The 14820-nt window shown below is 57.5% G+C and carries 14 protein-coding genes; 7 read left to right on the top strand and 7 right to left on the bottom strand.

Going from position 1 to position 14820, the window contains the following annotated elements; all coding sequences use genetic code 11:
- Positions 1-19 precede the first annotated feature (19 nt).
- Positions 20-1783, bottom strand: a complete 1764-nt coding sequence (sppA, locus tag BEN48_RS11100; protein ID WP_070734851.1) for a signal peptide peptidase SppA — start codon at positions 1781-1783, stop codon at positions 20-22.
- Positions 1784-2156: 373 nt separating this feature from the next.
- Positions 2157-3485 (bottom strand): replication-associated recombination protein A, encoded by a 1329-nt coding sequence (locus tag BEN48_RS11095; RefSeq protein WP_070734848.1) that lies wholly within the window; start codon positions 3483-3485, stop codon positions 2157-2159.
- 114 nt (positions 3486-3599) lie between these two features.
- Between BEN48_RS11095 and BEN48_RS11090 the strand changes: the two genes are divergently transcribed.
- Together BEN48_RS11090 and BEN48_RS11085 are read left to right on the top strand one after the other, a co-directional pair.
- On the top strand, positions 3600-4532 hold the full coding sequence (locus BEN48_RS11090) for a DMT family transporter (protein WP_070734846.1): 933 nt from the start codon (positions 3600-3602) through the stop codon (positions 4530-4532).
- Positions 4533-4567: 35 nt separating this feature from the next.
- Entirely contained in the window at positions 4568-5596 is a 1029-nt protein-coding gene (locus BEN48_RS11085; protein WP_083320982.1) for an energy transducer TonB, read from the top strand.
- Between the two features lie 21 nt (positions 5597-5617).
- On the opposite strand, the gene BEN48_RS19785 is transcribed toward BEN48_RS11085, so the two are convergent.
- From BEN48_RS19785 to lpdA, 3 genes are all read right to left on the bottom strand, one after another.
- On the bottom strand, positions 5618-5830 hold the full coding sequence (locus BEN48_RS19785; RefSeq protein ID WP_262490088.1) for a Fic family protein: 213 nt from the start codon (positions 5828-5830) through the stop codon (positions 5618-5620).
- A gap of 3 nt (positions 5831-5833) precedes the next feature.
- A complete protein-coding gene (locus BEN48_RS11080; protein WP_241502246.1) occupies positions 5834-6598 on the bottom strand; it encodes a virulence RhuM family protein in 765 nt (254 codons plus the stop codon).
- A 106-nt stretch (positions 6599-6704) separates the two neighbouring features.
- On the bottom strand, positions 6705-8099 hold the full coding sequence (lpdA, locus tag BEN48_RS11075) for a dihydrolipoyl dehydrogenase (protein ID WP_070734843.1): 1395 nt from the start codon (positions 8097-8099) through the stop codon (positions 6705-6707).
- Between the two features lie 94 nt (positions 8100-8193).
- Between lpdA and BEN48_RS11070 the strand changes: the two genes are divergently transcribed.
- Genes BEN48_RS11070 through BEN48_RS11060 form a run of 3 tightly spaced genes read left to right on the top strand, consistent with a single transcriptional unit; the run spans position 8194 to position 10726 of the window.
- On the top strand, positions 8194-9480 hold the full coding sequence (locus BEN48_RS11070; protein ID WP_070734841.1) for a tyrosine-type recombinase/integrase: 1287 nt from the start codon (positions 8194-8196) through the stop codon (positions 9478-9480).
- A 38-nt stretch (positions 9481-9518) separates the two neighbouring features.
- Positions 9519-9827, top strand: a complete 309-nt coding sequence (locus tag BEN48_RS11065; RefSeq protein WP_070734839.1) for a transposase — start codon at positions 9519-9521, stop codon at positions 9825-9827.
- Positions 9824-10726 (top strand): IS3 family transposase, encoded by a 903-nt coding sequence (locus BEN48_RS11060; RefSeq protein WP_083320981.1) that lies wholly within the window; start codon positions 9824-9826, stop codon positions 10724-10726. Before BEN48_RS11065 ends, BEN48_RS11060 begins: the two co-directional genes overlap by 4 nt.
- Before the next feature lie 608 nt (positions 10727-11334).
- On the opposite strand, the gene BEN48_RS11055 is transcribed toward BEN48_RS11060, so the two are convergent.
- Positions 11335-11787: a hypothetical protein gene (locus BEN48_RS11055; RefSeq protein WP_070734837.1), complete on the bottom strand. Its 453-nt coding sequence runs from the start codon at positions 11785-11787 to the stop codon at positions 11335-11337.
- A gap of 194 nt (positions 11788-11981) precedes the next feature.
- Complete coding sequence (locus BEN48_RS11050) at positions 11982-12347, bottom strand: hypothetical protein (protein ID WP_158010158.1); 366 nt, start codon at positions 12345-12347, stop codon at positions 11982-11984.
- A 400-nt stretch (positions 12348-12747) separates the two neighbouring features.
- Between BEN48_RS11050 and BEN48_RS11045 the strand changes: the two genes are divergently transcribed.
- Together BEN48_RS11045 and BEN48_RS11040 are read left to right on the top strand one after the other, a co-directional pair.
- Positions 12748-13416, top strand: a complete 669-nt coding sequence (locus BEN48_RS11045) for a recombinase family protein (protein WP_070734832.1) — start codon at positions 12748-12750, stop codon at positions 13414-13416.
- 447 nt (positions 13417-13863) lie between these two features.
- Positions 13864-14784, top strand: coding sequence for a tetratricopeptide repeat protein (locus BEN48_RS11040; protein WP_070734830.1), 921 nt, complete (start codon positions 13864-13866; stop codon positions 14782-14784).
- Positions 14785-14820 lie beyond the last annotated feature (36 nt).

The following is a 14820-nucleotide window of genomic DNA, read 5'->3' as shown; positions in this document are numbered from 1 at the left end:
AGGGCTTAGCAACAAAATATTACTTAATGTCCAGCTCGTAGGGCAGGCGGGCTTGCACGCCGCGCATGCTCATTAGCAGCTGGTATTGAGCGTAGGCGGGGTAAAGCGGGCCCAGCTCGGCCTTCATGGCCTTGGCTTTCACCTCGGCCTCGTCGCCACCGCCGAACATGGAAAGAATATTTTCCAGCTCCGACTTGCGGCGCGGAAGCTGCTGCACGCGGTAGTCGTCCTTTTTGAGGCCGGCGCGGGCGGCGGCAATGCGCAGGGCATCAGAATAGTCGCCCAATACGTCCACCAGGCCGTTTTGCTTGGCTTCGAGGCCGCTCCAGACGCGGCCTGAGGCCAGGCGGCGCAGGCGCTCCACGGACATGCCCCGGCCCTTGGCGGCTTTGGTGGTGAAGTCGGCGTAAATGTTGTCGACTTCGCCCTGCAGGGTGCGTTTCTCAAAATCAGTGAGGGCGCGGGTGATGGTGGGCAGGTCGGAAAACTTGCCGGTGTTCACGCGGTCCACGGTGATGCCGAGCTTATCGGCCAGCAGGGGCTGAATGTTGGGCAGCACGCCAAATACGCCAATGGAACCCGTGATGGAGTTGGGATGCGCCACGATGGTGTCGCAGGCCATGGCAATGTAGTAGCCGCCGGAAGCCGCCACGTCCGACATCGACGCAATGATGGGCTTCACCTTCTTGGTGAGCACCACTTCGCGGTAGATGATGTCCGAAGCCAGCGAGGAGCCACCGGGCGAGTTGATGCGCAGCACCACGGCCTTCACCTTGTCGTCGAGGCGGGCCTTGCGAATGGCTTCGGCAAATTTTTCGCTGCCGATGTTATCGTCGCTGCCTTTGCCGGTCACGATGTCGCCTTCAGCGTAAATCACGGCAATGCGGTTGCTGGAGGTGACTTCGGCGTCCTGGTCGTTGTCGGCATATTCGCTCAGGCTCACCAGGTTCACTTTTTTGTTCTTGGCCAGCCCCAGGCGGTTGCGCATGTAGTCCTGTACCTCATCAAAGTAGCCCAGCTTGGTCACCAGCTTCAGGCGCAGGGCGTCGGGGGCGTTGTGCACCAGCATGGAGTCGGAAATGACCATGAGGCGGGCCGGCGCGATGCCGCGCGACGCGGCAATCTGCTTCACCATGTAGCCGTTGATGGAGTTCAGGAACGACACGGTCTGGTAGCGGGCCGAGTCGGAGAAGCTCTCGCGGAAAAACGGCTCCACGGCGCTTTTGAAAGAGCCCACCCGGAAGATGTAGGGCTCAATCCCGGCTTTTTCGAACAGCCGCTTGTAGAACAGCACTTCCGTGCCCAGGCCGTTGAATTCGAGGTTGCCCTGGGGGTGCAGGTAAATCTGGTTGGCCACCGACGAGAGGTAGAAGCTCTTTTCGGAGCACACCTCGTGGTAGGCCACCACAAATTTGCCCGACTTCTTGAAGTCCAGCAGGGCGTCGCGCACTTCCTCCAGCGAAGCCATGCCGCCCTGCACAATGTCGAGGTTCAGGAGTATGCCCCGAATGTCCTCGTCGCCTTTGGCGCGGCGGATAGTGGCTTTGAGGTCGACCAGGCCCGTCGTAGAGCTGTTGGCCCCAAAATTAAACTTACTGTTCCGCCCGCGCTCCGCGAGCGGCTCGTTGAGCTTGAGTTCGAGCACGGAGTTGGCGGCCACTTTCTTGCGGTCGCCACTGCTGGCGGCCGCCCCAATCACGACGGCCAGCAGCACGAAGCCCAGAAAACTAAAGGCCAGCAGACCAACAATGGTAGCCAGCACAAATTTCAAAAATTGACGCATGAATGCAGAAGGTGAGTTTAGGTAGTAAATGTAGGTCGCGGCCGCAAATGCCGGCGGCTGGCGGGCCAGTTGCAGTACTTAATCGGCGGTTCTACCTCGGCATTACAGTCGGCCGACAAATCAAAGTCGTTTAAATGTGCGATAAAAGAACGTCGTGCTGAGCGCAGCCGAAGCATTTTCACCGCGCCACCTGTCATGCTGACGCAGGAAGCATCCTCTCACCAAAATACAAATCGTTTCTGGGTGAGGAGGTCCTTCGCTAAGCTCAGGAGGCACGGTAGGGATGCTTCCGCTGCGCTCAGCATGACGTTCTTTTTTTGTTTTTGCTTGTTCAAGAACAAGGGCACGAACCTGATTCACTCACCACTCCGCGTTAATAGCCGTATTTCTCGCCCCACCAGCCGCGCAGGCGCTCCTGAATCTTCTGCTCGCTGGCGTTGTGGCCCGGCTCGTAGAAGCGCTTGCCGCTGAGCGCGTCCGGCAGAAACTCCTGCGCCTCAAAGTTGCCCTCGCCGTTGTGCGAGTAGGCGTATTCTTTGCCGTAGCCCAGCTGCTTGAGCAGGCGCGTGGGGGCGTTGCGCAGCGGCACGGGCACGGGGTACACGCCGTTGGCCTTCACCTCAGCCTGGGCTGCTCTGATGGCCAGGTACGAAGCGTTGCTTTTGGGCGAGGTGGCGAGGTACACCACGGTCTGGGCCAGTATCAGGTCCGACTCCGGTAGGCCGATAACGGTGCAGGCCTGGAAGCAGCTGGTGGCCAGCATCAGGGCGTTGGGGTTGGCGTTGCCGATGTCTTCCGAGGCCATAATGAGCATGCGGCGGGCAATGAATTTCACGTCCTCGCCGCCCTCCAGCATCACGGCCAGGTAGTAGAGCGCCGCGTTGGGGTCGGAGCCGCGCATGCTTTTGATGAAAGCCGAAATGACGTCGTAGTGCATTTCGCCGCCCTTGTCGTAGCGCGCCATGGGGCGCTGGGCCACCTGCTGCACCACGGCATCGGTCACGGTCACCACGCCTTTTTTGTCGGGCGGCGTGCTCTGCACTACTATTTCCAGCAGGTTGAGCAGCTTGCGGGCGTCGCCGCCGCTCAGGGCCAGCAGAGCATGGTCTTCTTTCAGGGTGACCTTCTTCTTCTTTAGCGCCTCGTCTTCCGTCAGCGCTTTCTGCACCAGCCCGCGCAGGGTGTCGGCGCTCAATGCCTCCAGCACGTACACCTGGCAGCGCGAAAGCAACGCGGGAATCACCTCAAACGAAGGATTCTCTGTGGTGGCCCCAATTAGGGTCACGGTGCCGTTTTCCACCGCGCCCAGCAGCGCATCCTGCTGCGCCTTGCTAAAGCGGTGAATCTCATCAATAAAAAGCACCGTGCCCCGCTGCCGCTTGGCTTTGTCGATAACGTCGCGCACGTCCTTCACGCCGGCATTAATGGCGCTGAGGGCCGAAAACGGCTGTTTCAGCTCGCTGGCCAGCAGGTGGGCCAGGGTGGTTTTTCCCACGCCGGGCGGGCCCCACAAAATGAGGCTGGGCAGCCGACCGGCGTTGAGGTAGCGGCGCAGCACGCCGGTTTCGCCCACCAGGTGCTGCTGGCCGGCGTAGTCGGCCAGGCGGCGGGGGCGCTGGCGCTCGGCCAGCGGGGCATCGGGGCCGGGGCCGGGTTGCGGCACGAAAGCGGCGGGTTCGTCGTCGGGAAAGAGAGAGGACATGCGGAAGGTGCGCGACCTTTGTAGCGCGTGCTGCCAGAACGATTACCGGCAAACCGGGTTCTGGCACCGCGAGGAGGCGAACCACAAAGGTCGCCTTACTGCTTGCTTTAATCTATGCGCAATTCCTTCCGCGTGCACGCGGCCCTGTTCTTTGTATCCGTCATTTACGCGGCCAACTATTCGCTGTCCAAGGACGTGATGCCGCGCTACATGGGGCCCTTCGGCATTGTCACGTTGCGTATCGTGGGCGCGGTGCTCTTCTTCACCATCATCAAATATGTGGTAGCGCCACGGGACAAAATCGTTGGCCGGGCCGACAACGTCCGGTCCATTCTGTGCGGCATTTGCGGCATTGGGGTCAATCAGCTGCTGTTTTTCTCGGGTCTGAACCTGACTTCGCCCATCAGTGCCTCGCTGCTGCAAACCATCGCTCCCATTATCGTGGTCATTGCGTCGGCGGTGCTCCTGAGCGAGAAGATTACGCTGCCGCGGGTGCTGGGCATAGCGGTGGGCGCGGCGGGCGCGGCCTCGCTCATTCTCAGCCGCAACGCGCAGGCCGCTATCTACCCGCACGCCACGCTGGGCAACATTTTTATCCTGGCCAATGCCACCGTCTTCGGCCTCTACTTGGTGCTGGTGCAGCCGCTCATGCGCAAGTACCATGCCTTCACGGTGCTCTCGCGCATTTTTCTGGTGGGCGCGGTCATCGCCGTGCCTTTCGGCTGGCGCGAAGCCCTCACGGCCGACTACGCCAGCTTCCCGCTCTACATCTGGCTGGAAATCGGCTACATGGTGGTTTTTCTCACTATCCTGGCCTACCTGCTCAACAACTGGGCCCTGAAGTACGCTTCCCCCGCCCTCCTGGGCGTGTACATTTACCTGCAGCCGGTGCTGGCCGTGCTCATCGCCGTGGCCCTGGGCAAAGACCATTTCAGCTGGGGCAAGGCCGGGCAGGCGGCGCTCATCTTTCTGGGCGTGTGGCTGGTAAGCCAGAAGCCGAAAAAGGCGGTGGTGTCAGAAGTGGCGGTAAAAACGGTGCAGAGCTGAAATGGAACAACTCTTGCTCCCTACCTTGTGCTTCTATGCGCAACACTCTTTTTATTTCAGGAATCCTCTGGCTGGTCGGCGGATTGAGCAGCGCCCAGGCGCAAATCTTGCCGACTACTCCCAAGCCAACCCCGGACTCTACCGGCCCAAAAACATACACCTACATTGAGCGGATGCCGGTTTTCCCGGTGCTGGCACCCGGCGATAGCGCCGTGCCTTCCAACCAGCGGTTCAAGCGCTTTATCAACGCCGATGTGCGTTACCCGCCCCGGGCCCTGCGTGATGGCGTTGCGGGCCAAGTGTTTTTTTCATTTTCCGTGAATGGCCAGGGCCGTACACAGGACATTAAAATTGTGAAAGGCCTACGCGCCGATGTGGATGCCGAAGTGCTGCGCAACGCTCACCGCCTTGACGCCATCCAATGGGAGCCTGGCACGCAAAATGGCCGACCGGTGACTGTTTCGTTCACCGCGCCCATAAATTTTAACATCGACGGCAAGCAGCTACACCAGGCGTTGAGCGATTCGCTGGATGTGGGGTCATTTCGTAAATTTGTTCACCCTCACCCTTCCTGGCCACCCTACAACCGCCTTTTTGACCCACAGCAAGGTCTGGTTTACGGAAATTGCATTCAACGCCTGGGCTTCAGCAGTGGCGGTTTGAGCCAACACGTCCGGCTGGTCAACCTCACTACGGGCAAAGCCCTGCTCCTGGAAGTGAAACCGCTGCTGCGCTCGCGCCGGGAAAACCCCTTCTGCTACGTGGTGCCGCCCGGTCGTTACGCCCTCTACAGGTATGAATTTGCTGAAAGCAAGTGGTACGGGGCCGAGATGCATGAGGAAAATGTGCGCAAGCCCAAGCCGGCGCACTCAAACGACTCTCTGCAAGCCAGTCGCTACCTGTTCACCGTTCAGCCGGGCAAGGTCCACTACGTAGGCACCTGGCACCTGGAGCAAGAAAACGCACCTGCCTTTACCGACGATAAGGCTACCTTGGACGCTCAACTCGCCCCCGTTTTCAAGTACCTGAATTTCGCGGAAGCCGTCACCGCAGTTCCTAAATAGTGCGTTGCCAAGCCGCTACCTTTAATTGTCCTGATTAATCAGATTCACTACCAGCGTCACCATCGTGGCCTTGTCCTCCGGTTTGCTTTCGGCGATGAGCAGCGTGAGGGCCACCAGCGCATTATCGGCCAGCCGGCGTGAGCCGTCGGGGTGGCATAGACAGCGGTTCCGGTCGAGAAACCACACGAATAAGAAGGCGGCGATGCGCTTGTTTCCGTCCGAAAATGAATGAATTTTTCACCACAAAATATAGCAGGTTTGCGGCTTTTTCCTCCACGCTCGGGTACAGGTCTTCGCCATTAAAGCTCTGGTAAAATGTGACCGAACCGAGCTCTGGAACGAGGCGTCTTTCTCGCGCCCAAACAAGGAGCTGCCACCAAACTGCGTGCGCAGGCTGTCCACGGCTTTCAGTCCCGCTTCATACGTCAGCTCAAAAGGCTCTTCGGTGGCCGTGCCGCGCACCTGCAGCCGCTGATGGTCGTACTGGTCGAGTACGTCGAGGGCGCGGGCGTAGTCGCCCAGCACCCGCAGCAGCGCGTCCGATTGGTCGGAGGTCAATTCCTGGTTAATGGCCACTTCGCCTTGCAACTGCACCAGCCGCTTGAGGTCGGCCAGTTGGCGGGCGCTTTCGCGTAGTCGCTTCTCATTTAAGGCATAGCCCTGCACGAGGTACTGGCGCAGGATACCGGTAGCCCACTGCCGAAAATGCGTACCCTTAATAGAATTAACACGGTAGCCGACTGAAATGATAACTTCCAGATTATAAAATCTTACGGGTTTATCCGAAAAAGCAATGGGCATTTTTTGCACATTGCTTTCTTCTACAAGCTCGCCTGTTTGGAAGATATTACGCAAATGTTTGCCTATAACGCTCCGTTCACGACCAAAAAGCTGTGCTAATTGGGCTTGATTAAGCCACAGGGTTTCATGGTCCAATTGCACCTCCAATTGCGTTTGCCCATCGGGCGCCTGGTAGAGTAGGATATTATCGGTAGAAGACATATTCAAAATGGTGACTGTAGTAGCAAGGTAGCTGATTCCAATAACCAAAACGCAAAGAGGCCCGGCTGAACCAGCCGGGCCTCTTTGCGTCTAAACGCAGGACATTCTACAGGTGAATCACCTCGCCGTAAGCTGCCGCAGCGGCTTCCATAATGGCTTCCGACATGGTGGGGTGCGGGTGCACGGCCTTGATGATTTCCATGCCCGTGGTTTCCAATTTGCGAGCCACCACTACTTCGGCAATCATCTCGGTCACGTTCGCGCCTATCATGTGGGCGCCCAGCCACTCGCCGTACTTCTTGTCGAAGATGACTTTCACGAAGCCGTCTTTCACGCCGGCGGCGCTGGCTTTGCCCGAAGCCGAGAAGGGGAACTTACCCACCAGCACGTCGTAGCCTTTGGCTTTGGCTTCGGCTTCGGTGTAGCCCACGCTGGCAATTTCGGGCGAGGCGTAGGTGCAGCCGGGGATGTTCTGGTAGTTGAGCGGCTCGGGGTGGTGGCCGGCTATTTTCTCCACGCAGATGATGCCTTCGGCCGAAGCCACGTGGGCCAGCGCGGGGCCGGGCACAATGTCGCCGATGGCGTAGATGCCGGGTACGTTGGTCTGGTAAAAGTCATCCACGATGATGCGGCCGCGCTCCACGTTGATGCCCAGCTCTTCGAGGCCAATGTTTTCGAGGTTGGTGGTCACGCCCACGGCGCTCAGCACCACGTCGCACTCAATTACCTGCTCGCCCTTTGCGGTTTTCACGGTCACCTTGCAGCCTTCGCCGGCGGTGTCCACTTTGGTTACTTCAGCGTTGGTGAGCACGTTCACGCCGATTTTGCGGAACGACTTCTCCATCTGGCGCGACACTTCCTCGTCCTCCACCGGCACAATGCGTGGCAGGAACTCCACCACCGTCACCTCCGAGCCCATGGTGCGGTAGAAGTAGGCAAACTCCACGCCGATGGCGCCCGAACCCACCACCACGAGGCGCTTGGGCAGCTGCTCCATGGTCATGGCCTTGCGGTAGCCGATGATTTTTTTGTTGTCGACGGGCATGGTGGGCAGCTCGCGCGAGCGGGCGCCGGTGGCCAGAATGATGGATTTGGCTTCCACCGTTTCTTTGCTGCCGTCGGCTTTGGTCACCTCTACTTTGCCGGGGGCCAGCACTTTGCCGGTGCCCATCACGGTTTCAATCTTGTTCTTTTTAAACAGGAAATTGATGCCCTTGCTCATGCCATCGGCCACACCACGGCTGCGGCCGATTACGGCGCCGAAATCGTAGCTCACGCCTTCGGCCTTCAGGCCGTAGTCGGCGGCGTGGTTGAGGTATTCAAACACCTGCGCGCTTTTCAGCAGGGCTTTGGTGGGGATGCAGCCCCAGTTGAGGCAGATGCCGCCCAACGACTCGCGCTCAATCACGCCTACTTTCAAACCCAGTTGCGACGCCCGAATGGCGGCTACGTAACCGCCGGGGCCGCTGCCAACCACGACCAAATCAAATTGCAATGCCATATTTATTTTTTAAGTGTTATTTATCAGTGTTTTACTTGCGAGTAAAAAAGGAAGTGGGACTAAGATGGGAGTAGATTTCGGGGCCTAACTATCTTTGAAAGAGGCACCCATCATCGCCCCACGGGCAAACCCGGTAATGTTCTACAAACTGAAAGGTGAAAGCAAAAAGACAGGTGAGCCAACGGTTTACCTCATTTACCGAAAAGGCACTGTGGCCAAATCAACGGGGGTAACGGTCAAACCGACGCACTTCAACCCAGCCACAGGCAAAGTTAGCATGAGGGATGCGTTACATCCGGAAAAGAATGAACGCATCGAAACCGTGGCCAAAGCGTTTGCACGGGCTTGTCGCGACATTGAATCCGTTGGTCGCCCCGTCACGAGGGCCAACGTGGAAGCGATGCTTGCCATCGAAACGGAAGAAAAGCAGGAACGCGCCAAAAAGGTTGATAAAGGGTGGGGCCTCGTTGCGGAGCGCGAAGAACGGATTGACGCCTTGGAAGCCGAGCTAAAGGAATTGCGCAGCTTGGTAGACGGGCATAAGTACATCCTTGAATACCATCTCCCCAAACAGCAGCGCTTTGAACGCATACTTCGCGACTCTCAGCAGCGGTTGGCCGTGTTGGAGGCTGAAGCGGAGGAAATACGGGCCTACGTGACGGAACTACAAGAAGACATGGGATTGGTCAGCAGCGCACTCTTCAAAGAAAAGCTACACGAGTACATCCGGATTCAACGGCTCAACAACGTAAAGGAAAGTACGTTGGGCAATTACACGGTTATTGGCAACACGGTTGACCGGTTCAACAGCAAATTGAAATTAAAAGACATTGACCTTGCCTTTTTTCAAGAATTTCAACAGCACCTTGTGAAGCGGGGCGTCACCAACAATTCCATCCGGGGCATCCTGAGCCGAATCAAGGGCATCTACAAATACTTTGCGGACGATGAAGGGTTGCCGTTGGGGTTTTTCAGCAAATTCAAAATGGTAAAAGCGGGAAAAGATGAGAACATTATTTTCCTTTCCTCGCAAGAAGTAGCGGAGCTTGAAGCCTTACCCTTGAAAGCCCGCGTCCACCACGAAGTCCGGCAACAATTCCTTTTTGCCGTGGAAACGGGGCTGCGCCGGTCTGACTACAACGTGACTGCTGCCAACGTGCAAGGCAGCGCCATCGTCTTGGCCACGCAGAAAACGGGCAAACAGGTCGCCATTCCCCTCACGGCCAAAGCCCGGCAACTGTTCGAGGAAGCCGGGCACTCGTTTCGGTTGATTCCGGAATCCCAATTCAACCAAACCCTGCGCATCATCTGCAAGAAAATGCCGTCCATGCAGGCAGGCAGCATCAAAACGTTTTCCATCGGGAACAATGAGGTGGTCTAGATAATCTGGACAGAACAGGGTGGTATCTTTCCTTCGTCATGAAAGACACCCCGAAACCCGACAAACGCCGCAAGTACGACGCGGCCTTCCGCGCCGAAGCCCTGCGCCTGGCCGAGCAAAGCCGCTCGACCCAGGCCGCCGCGCGGGCACTCAACATTGACCCCAAACGCATCCACCAGTGGCAGAAAGCGGCCCAAACGCCGGTGGCGGCCGCCTTGGGGACGGCCCTGGACCCGGACACGGCGGCCGAGCTGCGCCAGCTGCGGGCCCTGGCCCGGCGGCAGGCGCAGGAGTTAGACATTTTAAAAAAAGCCATCGCCATCTTCTCGGTGACCCCGACCCTATGAGCCGCTACCGCTTCATCGCCGCCGAGCGCGGCCACTACCCGGTGCGGCGGCTCTGCCACGTGCTGGGCGTGCCCGCCAGCGGCTACTATGCCTGGCAAGCCGCTCAGCAGCAGGCGGTGGCAGGTCCGAAGACGCCGGCCTGGGAAACGGCGCTGGTCCAGGTCTTTGGGGGGCATCAACGCCGCTACGGCACCCGCCGGCTGCGGGTGGCGCTGCGGGAAAAAGGCCACCGGGTGGGCCGCCAGCGCCTGCGCACGGCCATGCGCCGCCGGGGCCTGCACGCGCTCCAGCCCAAGGCCTACACCCCGCGCGCGACCGATTCCACCCACGGCTTGCGCTGTGCCCCCAACCGGCTGCTGGACCAGCCCAAGCCGACCCGGGCCAACCGCGTGTGGGTGTCAGACATTACGTATTTACCGCTCGCTAACGGCTGCTGGGCCTATTTGTGCGCCTTCCAGGACATGGCCAGCAAGCAGGTCGTGGGCTGGCACGTCATGGCCACCATGCCCGAAGAACTCATCACCACGGCCTTGCAGCGGGGCTTTCTTTCCCAACCGCCCACCCCGGGCCTGCTCGTGCACTCCGACCGCGGCGGGCAGTACTGCGGCAACGCCTACCGGCAACTGCTCCACGACCACCAGGCCCTGCGCTCGCAGAGCCGCCGCGGCGGCTGCTACGACAACGCCCAGGCCGAGAGCCTGTGGTCCCGGCTCAAAACGGAGGTGCTCGAACTCCGCGACCGGCCCGTGTTTGCCGACTTGGCCGATGCCCAGCAAAGCGTCGCCACGTATTTTGACTACTACAATCACCACCGGCTGCACTCCAGCATCGGCTACCAACTGCCCTATCACGCTCATCAACAACTTCTTCAACCTACTGCCCTAAACTGTCCAAACTAATCGGACCACCTCAGGTGCTCTGTTTTTCCTACTTCTCCAACAGGCAATAAAAAACCTTGTTTTATTCCGCAAACCGTTCGCTACCGCCTCCAAGTTAAGGTATGGTCCGTTGATTCGTCTTTGGACTCGTTGTGCGTATGGAACACCAACCGGTGTTCTGTTAATTCGCTAACCGGGTGCACACTTTGACCAACGATACGAATGGTGAGGTTTCCACCGCTATAGGAGTAGGCGCCGCACCCCGAGATACAGCTGCTACGGGGAAAAAAGAGTTGCCCATCGGCGGTAAATTCCATCAAAACGCTCCCCGGAGATATGTGCTCCGTTTCATCGCGGGTCGCCTTACCATCTTTGTACACAGTTACCGAGCGTACGGACACCTTTTCCCATGTGCCGACAAGGGTTGGAGCAGGCGACGATTTGGAACAGTTTGTCAAGGCAAGCCCCACCAGTGAGCAGAGTAGGATTCTTTTCATCATGCTAAGGTAGACGAGTTATTATCAAAGAAGACCATTCTACGAGTAGCAAAATATTTTATTCTTTAACAAAGCTCGTTCAAGCCACCACCGTTTCTTCGAATGCCTCCCGAAACGTGATGTGGTCGGAATCTAGGGCCGCTTCTCTGCGGTGGTAATGATGATTTGTCGGCCTTTGGTGACGCGATTAAAGTCTGCCAAGTTGATAATGCCGAGGCATAGCGAATAGACTTTTTCCGCGTTCGGCGTGGAGTAATAGGCCACCCGAACCCTATACTTAGCCGCCTCCGGGGTGGGAAAAAAGCAGTCGATGCTTCCGTTTTGAAAGAGCGCGGCGGGAAACTCATACACCCCGGCTGGGAACGTGTAAGTGACGACGGTATCCTTGGCAAAGGCCAAGACCAACCCACGCCCGCTCGTGCCCGTGCAGGGGTCGAACCCAATAATGGTGGCATCCTGATACGCGGGGTTGGCAACCGAAGGACTGGGCGTTTGGGGAGCCACCTGCTTTTTCTCGCAGCTTCCCACTGCTAAGCTGGAGCACAACAGGAAGGCAACATGGTGTGGAAAAGAGCGTTTTTTCATGGGAATTCAAAGGTAGAAGCAGTAGGTGTATCAATTATAGAACCTTGCTACCGTTTATACCCTCCTTCACTTGAGCGGAGCGGGTTCAAGGCCCTACCGTTTGCGTGAACTTGCAAGCCGATTGCAGGGGTGATGGTTTGTGTTGCCTTCTTGACGGGCAAAAGCGACAGCCAATGGCCTGTCCACAGCCGTCGCTATCGTTTGAAGGTTCCGATGAAGTTAATGGATGCGCCACCGTGGCCATATTGGTGAATGTCGAGCACCAACCGGTGGTCGGTTAATTCGGTTACGCGCCAGACACCTCCAGTAATGGTTCTGGAAGTACTAAGGGTGATATTTTCCCCGCTGTAGGTGTACGTAGAGGTGCCTACAGTGCCACTACTAATGATTTTGACTTGCCCATCGGCGGCAAACTCCCACAAATAGTTTCCCGGCGGGTCCACGTCCGTTTGGTCGTAGGGCGCCCGGCCATCGTTGTACACGACGAGCTTGCGGCTGGACACCCGCTCCCACGTTCCCACGAGCTTCGGGGCAGGCGACGATTTAGAACAGCTGAGCAAGACGAGCCCCGATAAGAACCAGAGTATAATTTGTTTCATATTCGGAAGGTAGAAAAGAAGCCCCATATAGTTGCCTACCCCACGACGCAACTTTTAATGGCAGCGATATCCTCATTAAACTGTTCCGATTTGCACCTAGCTATGGACTACACTTGCAAAATCTTGCTCAAAAAGTAGTCAAAAAGGCCAAAGCCGTAGCTCTGAACGGATAAACCAACGTTGGCAACGACTTAATACACAAGTTTTCTCTCATCGTGGAGGCAGGAGACGCCATTTATAATGGAAGAACATAAGAGTGAAGGAATTCGATATTGGAACTCATTACATTTATTAAACGGACGTTTGACAAATGTAATATATCGCATACCTTTGGCTAACACTCCACAACAACCCCGGCCCAATGAAAACCTACGTCGCTTACTACCGCGTGTCAACCCAGAAGCAAGGACAAAGCGGCTTGGGCTTGGAAGCGCAACAGGCCGCCGTGGCCAGCTTCGTTGGCAGCCACGCCACAGTGGTGGCGGAATTCATAGAAGTGGAATCTGGCAAGAAGGACAACCGCAGCAAACTGACGGAGGCCATCGACCAAGCCAAACGAACAGGGTCCGTTTTACTAATTGCCAAATTGGACCGGCTCTCAAGGAACGCGGGCTTCATTTTTGCACTCAGGGACTCCGGAGTAAGCTTCCAGTGCTGCGACATGCCTGACGCTAACACCCTAAATATTGGGATTTTCGCTGTAATTGCCCAGCACGAGCGCGAAATGATTAGCAAGCGGACAAAGGACGCGCTCGCAGCCAAGAAGGCACGCGGTGAAAAATTGGGTACCCCCGCTAACCTGACGGCCGCCGGGAGACTCAAGAGCATTGAAGTCCGGAAAGCCAACGCCACTGCTCACACTTCTAACGTCCAAGCCTCAGATATCGTAGCCGACAAGCTCAGACTGAATATGACTTTGAAAGCTGTCGCGGACCACTTGAATGCGAAAGGGTATCGGACCCGGCGTGGCGGCCAGTACAGCCCCACCCACGTCTACCGGCTTGCCAAGCAACTCGCACCTTCTAGCTAGGCCGCAATCCTAAAGTAACTGCGCAATGGCTGACCATTGGCCGATAAAAAGTGTTATAGTGCAATTCTTAGCAAGGAATTGTAAATACCAAATTAGTCCATAATCAGTCCCCTTAATTCTTCTTATCTGTGGGACTAAACGAAAATTCATCAAGCAGGTAAGATATATACGTCTGATTTATAGTGTTTTACAATTTGTTATTTTCAAATATAATCAAATCAAATTGCAATGCCATAAACTTCTCAGGAAGAAAAAAGTACACCGGGCCCGCCTGGGGGACCCACCCATTGTAGCGCAAAGATAGCCGCGCCTCCGCACCGCACCGCTATTTCGGCCGGCTGTACTTTAGCTGCCCATATGGCGCAACGCCACAGCCAATCTTAAACAAGCTCCGTATAAGGCGCGGCCTCCGGCGTATTTTGCCTTGCCTTTACCCCCTTTGCTCTTATGAAATCACCTTTCCGCACGCCGCTGGCCGCCCTCGGGCTATTGGCTTTTCTTACCAATTGCGCTACTACAGTTAGCGAAAAGGAGAAACCCTCGGCCATGAGCCAGCCCATGGAAGCACCCGTTGCCACGGGCGCCACGCGGGCTGATTCCGCTGGAACCGCAGCTTCTGTAGCCGACGCCGGCACGCTGCCTACCGCCCCTCCCACCGTGACCGGCGAGCCCGTGGCCACCAGCCCAGGCGCGACGGTAGGCATTCCTGCCGCCAGTCCGGCCACCGAAACTGCCGTGGTAGCCGCACCGAGTGCCGCCGCCGCATCGGCGGAGCGGGCCAAGGAAAAGAAAATGAGCGTGGCCGAGTACCGCACCATGCTGGCCACGGCCGAAGCGGATGTGAAAGCCAACCCCAAAAACGGCACTGCCCTGCTGCAGCGCGCCAAGGCCAAAAGCTACCTCAAGCAATACGCCGATGCCCTGCCCGACTACACCGCCGCCCTGCGCTACCAGCGCACCAACCCCGACGCCTTTTACAATCGCGGCGTCAACCGCCTGATGATGAAGCAGTACAAATCGGCCGCCGCCGACTTCTCGGGGGCCATCAAGTACCGGCCCGATGACAAAGAGTCGTTCTTCGGCAGGGGCGTGGCCCGCATGCAGATGTACCAGTACAAGCCCGCTGTGGCCGATTTCACTCGCGCCATCGAGCTGGATTCCACTTACGCCGACGCCTGGGAGTACCGCGGTATCAGTTATTCTTCGTTCGATAAACTCTCGGAAGCCCGCCGCGATTTGGAGCGGGCTACCAAGCTCAACCCCGAAGCCGCCAAGAGTCTGCGGCGCTACGTGGGCAACGAAGGCCGGGCACCCATCAAAGCGCCAGCTGCTAAGGTAGCGCCTCGCCCGACCCCTATTAAGAAGTAGAGCGATAAATTAAGAACGTCATGCTGAGCGGAGCCG

The organism is Hymenobacter glacialis (genome assembly GCF_001816165.1).
GTDB lineage: Bacteria > Bacteroidota > Bacteroidia > Cytophagales > Hymenobacteraceae > Hymenobacter > Hymenobacter glacialis.
This window is presented reverse-complemented; position numbering and strand designations above follow the sequence as displayed.

What these genes read in the sequence shown, in the direction of transcription:
- sppA (WP_070734851.1), bottom strand. Translation starts at nt 1,783, where the DNA reads ATGCGTCAATTTTTGAAATTTGTGCTGGCTACCATTGTTGGTCTGCTG.
- BEN48_RS11095 (WP_070734848.1), bottom strand. Translation starts at nt 3,485, where the DNA reads ATGTCCTCTCTCTTTCCCGACGACGAACCCGCCGCTTTCGTGCCGCAA.
- BEN48_RS11090 (WP_070734846.1), top strand. Translation starts at nt 3,600, where the DNA reads ATGCGCAATTCCTTCCGCGTGCACGCGGCCCTGTTCTTTGTATCCGTC.
- BEN48_RS11085 (WP_083320982.1), top strand. Translation starts at nt 4,568, where the DNA reads ATGCGCAACACTCTTTTTATTTCAGGAATCCTCTGGCTGGTCGGCGGA.
- BEN48_RS11080 (WP_241502246.1), bottom strand. Translation starts at nt 6,598, where the DNA reads ATGTCTTCTACCGATAATATCCTACTCTACCAGGCGCCCGATGGGCAA.
- lpdA (WP_070734843.1), bottom strand. Translation starts at nt 8,099, where the DNA reads ATGGCATTGCAATTTGATTTGGTCGTGGTTGGCAGCGGCCCCGGCGGT.
- BEN48_RS11065 (WP_070734839.1), top strand. Translation starts at nt 9,519, where the DNA reads ATGAAAGACACCCCGAAACCCGACAAACGCCGCAAGTACGACGCGGCC.
- BEN48_RS11060 (WP_083320981.1), top strand. Translation starts at nt 9,824, where the DNA reads ATGAGCCGCTACCGCTTCATCGCCGCCGAGCGCGGCCACTACCCGGTG.
- BEN48_RS11055 (WP_070734837.1), bottom strand. Translation starts at nt 11,787, where the DNA reads ATGAAAAAACGCTCTTTTCCACACCATGTTGCCTTCCTGTTGTGCTCC.
- BEN48_RS11045 (WP_070734832.1), top strand. Translation starts at nt 12,748, where the DNA reads ATGAAAACCTACGTCGCTTACTACCGCGTGTCAACCCAGAAGCAAGGA.
- BEN48_RS11040 (WP_070734830.1), top strand. Translation starts at nt 13,864, where the DNA reads ATGAAATCACCTTTCCGCACGCCGCTGGCCGCCCTCGGGCTATTGGCT.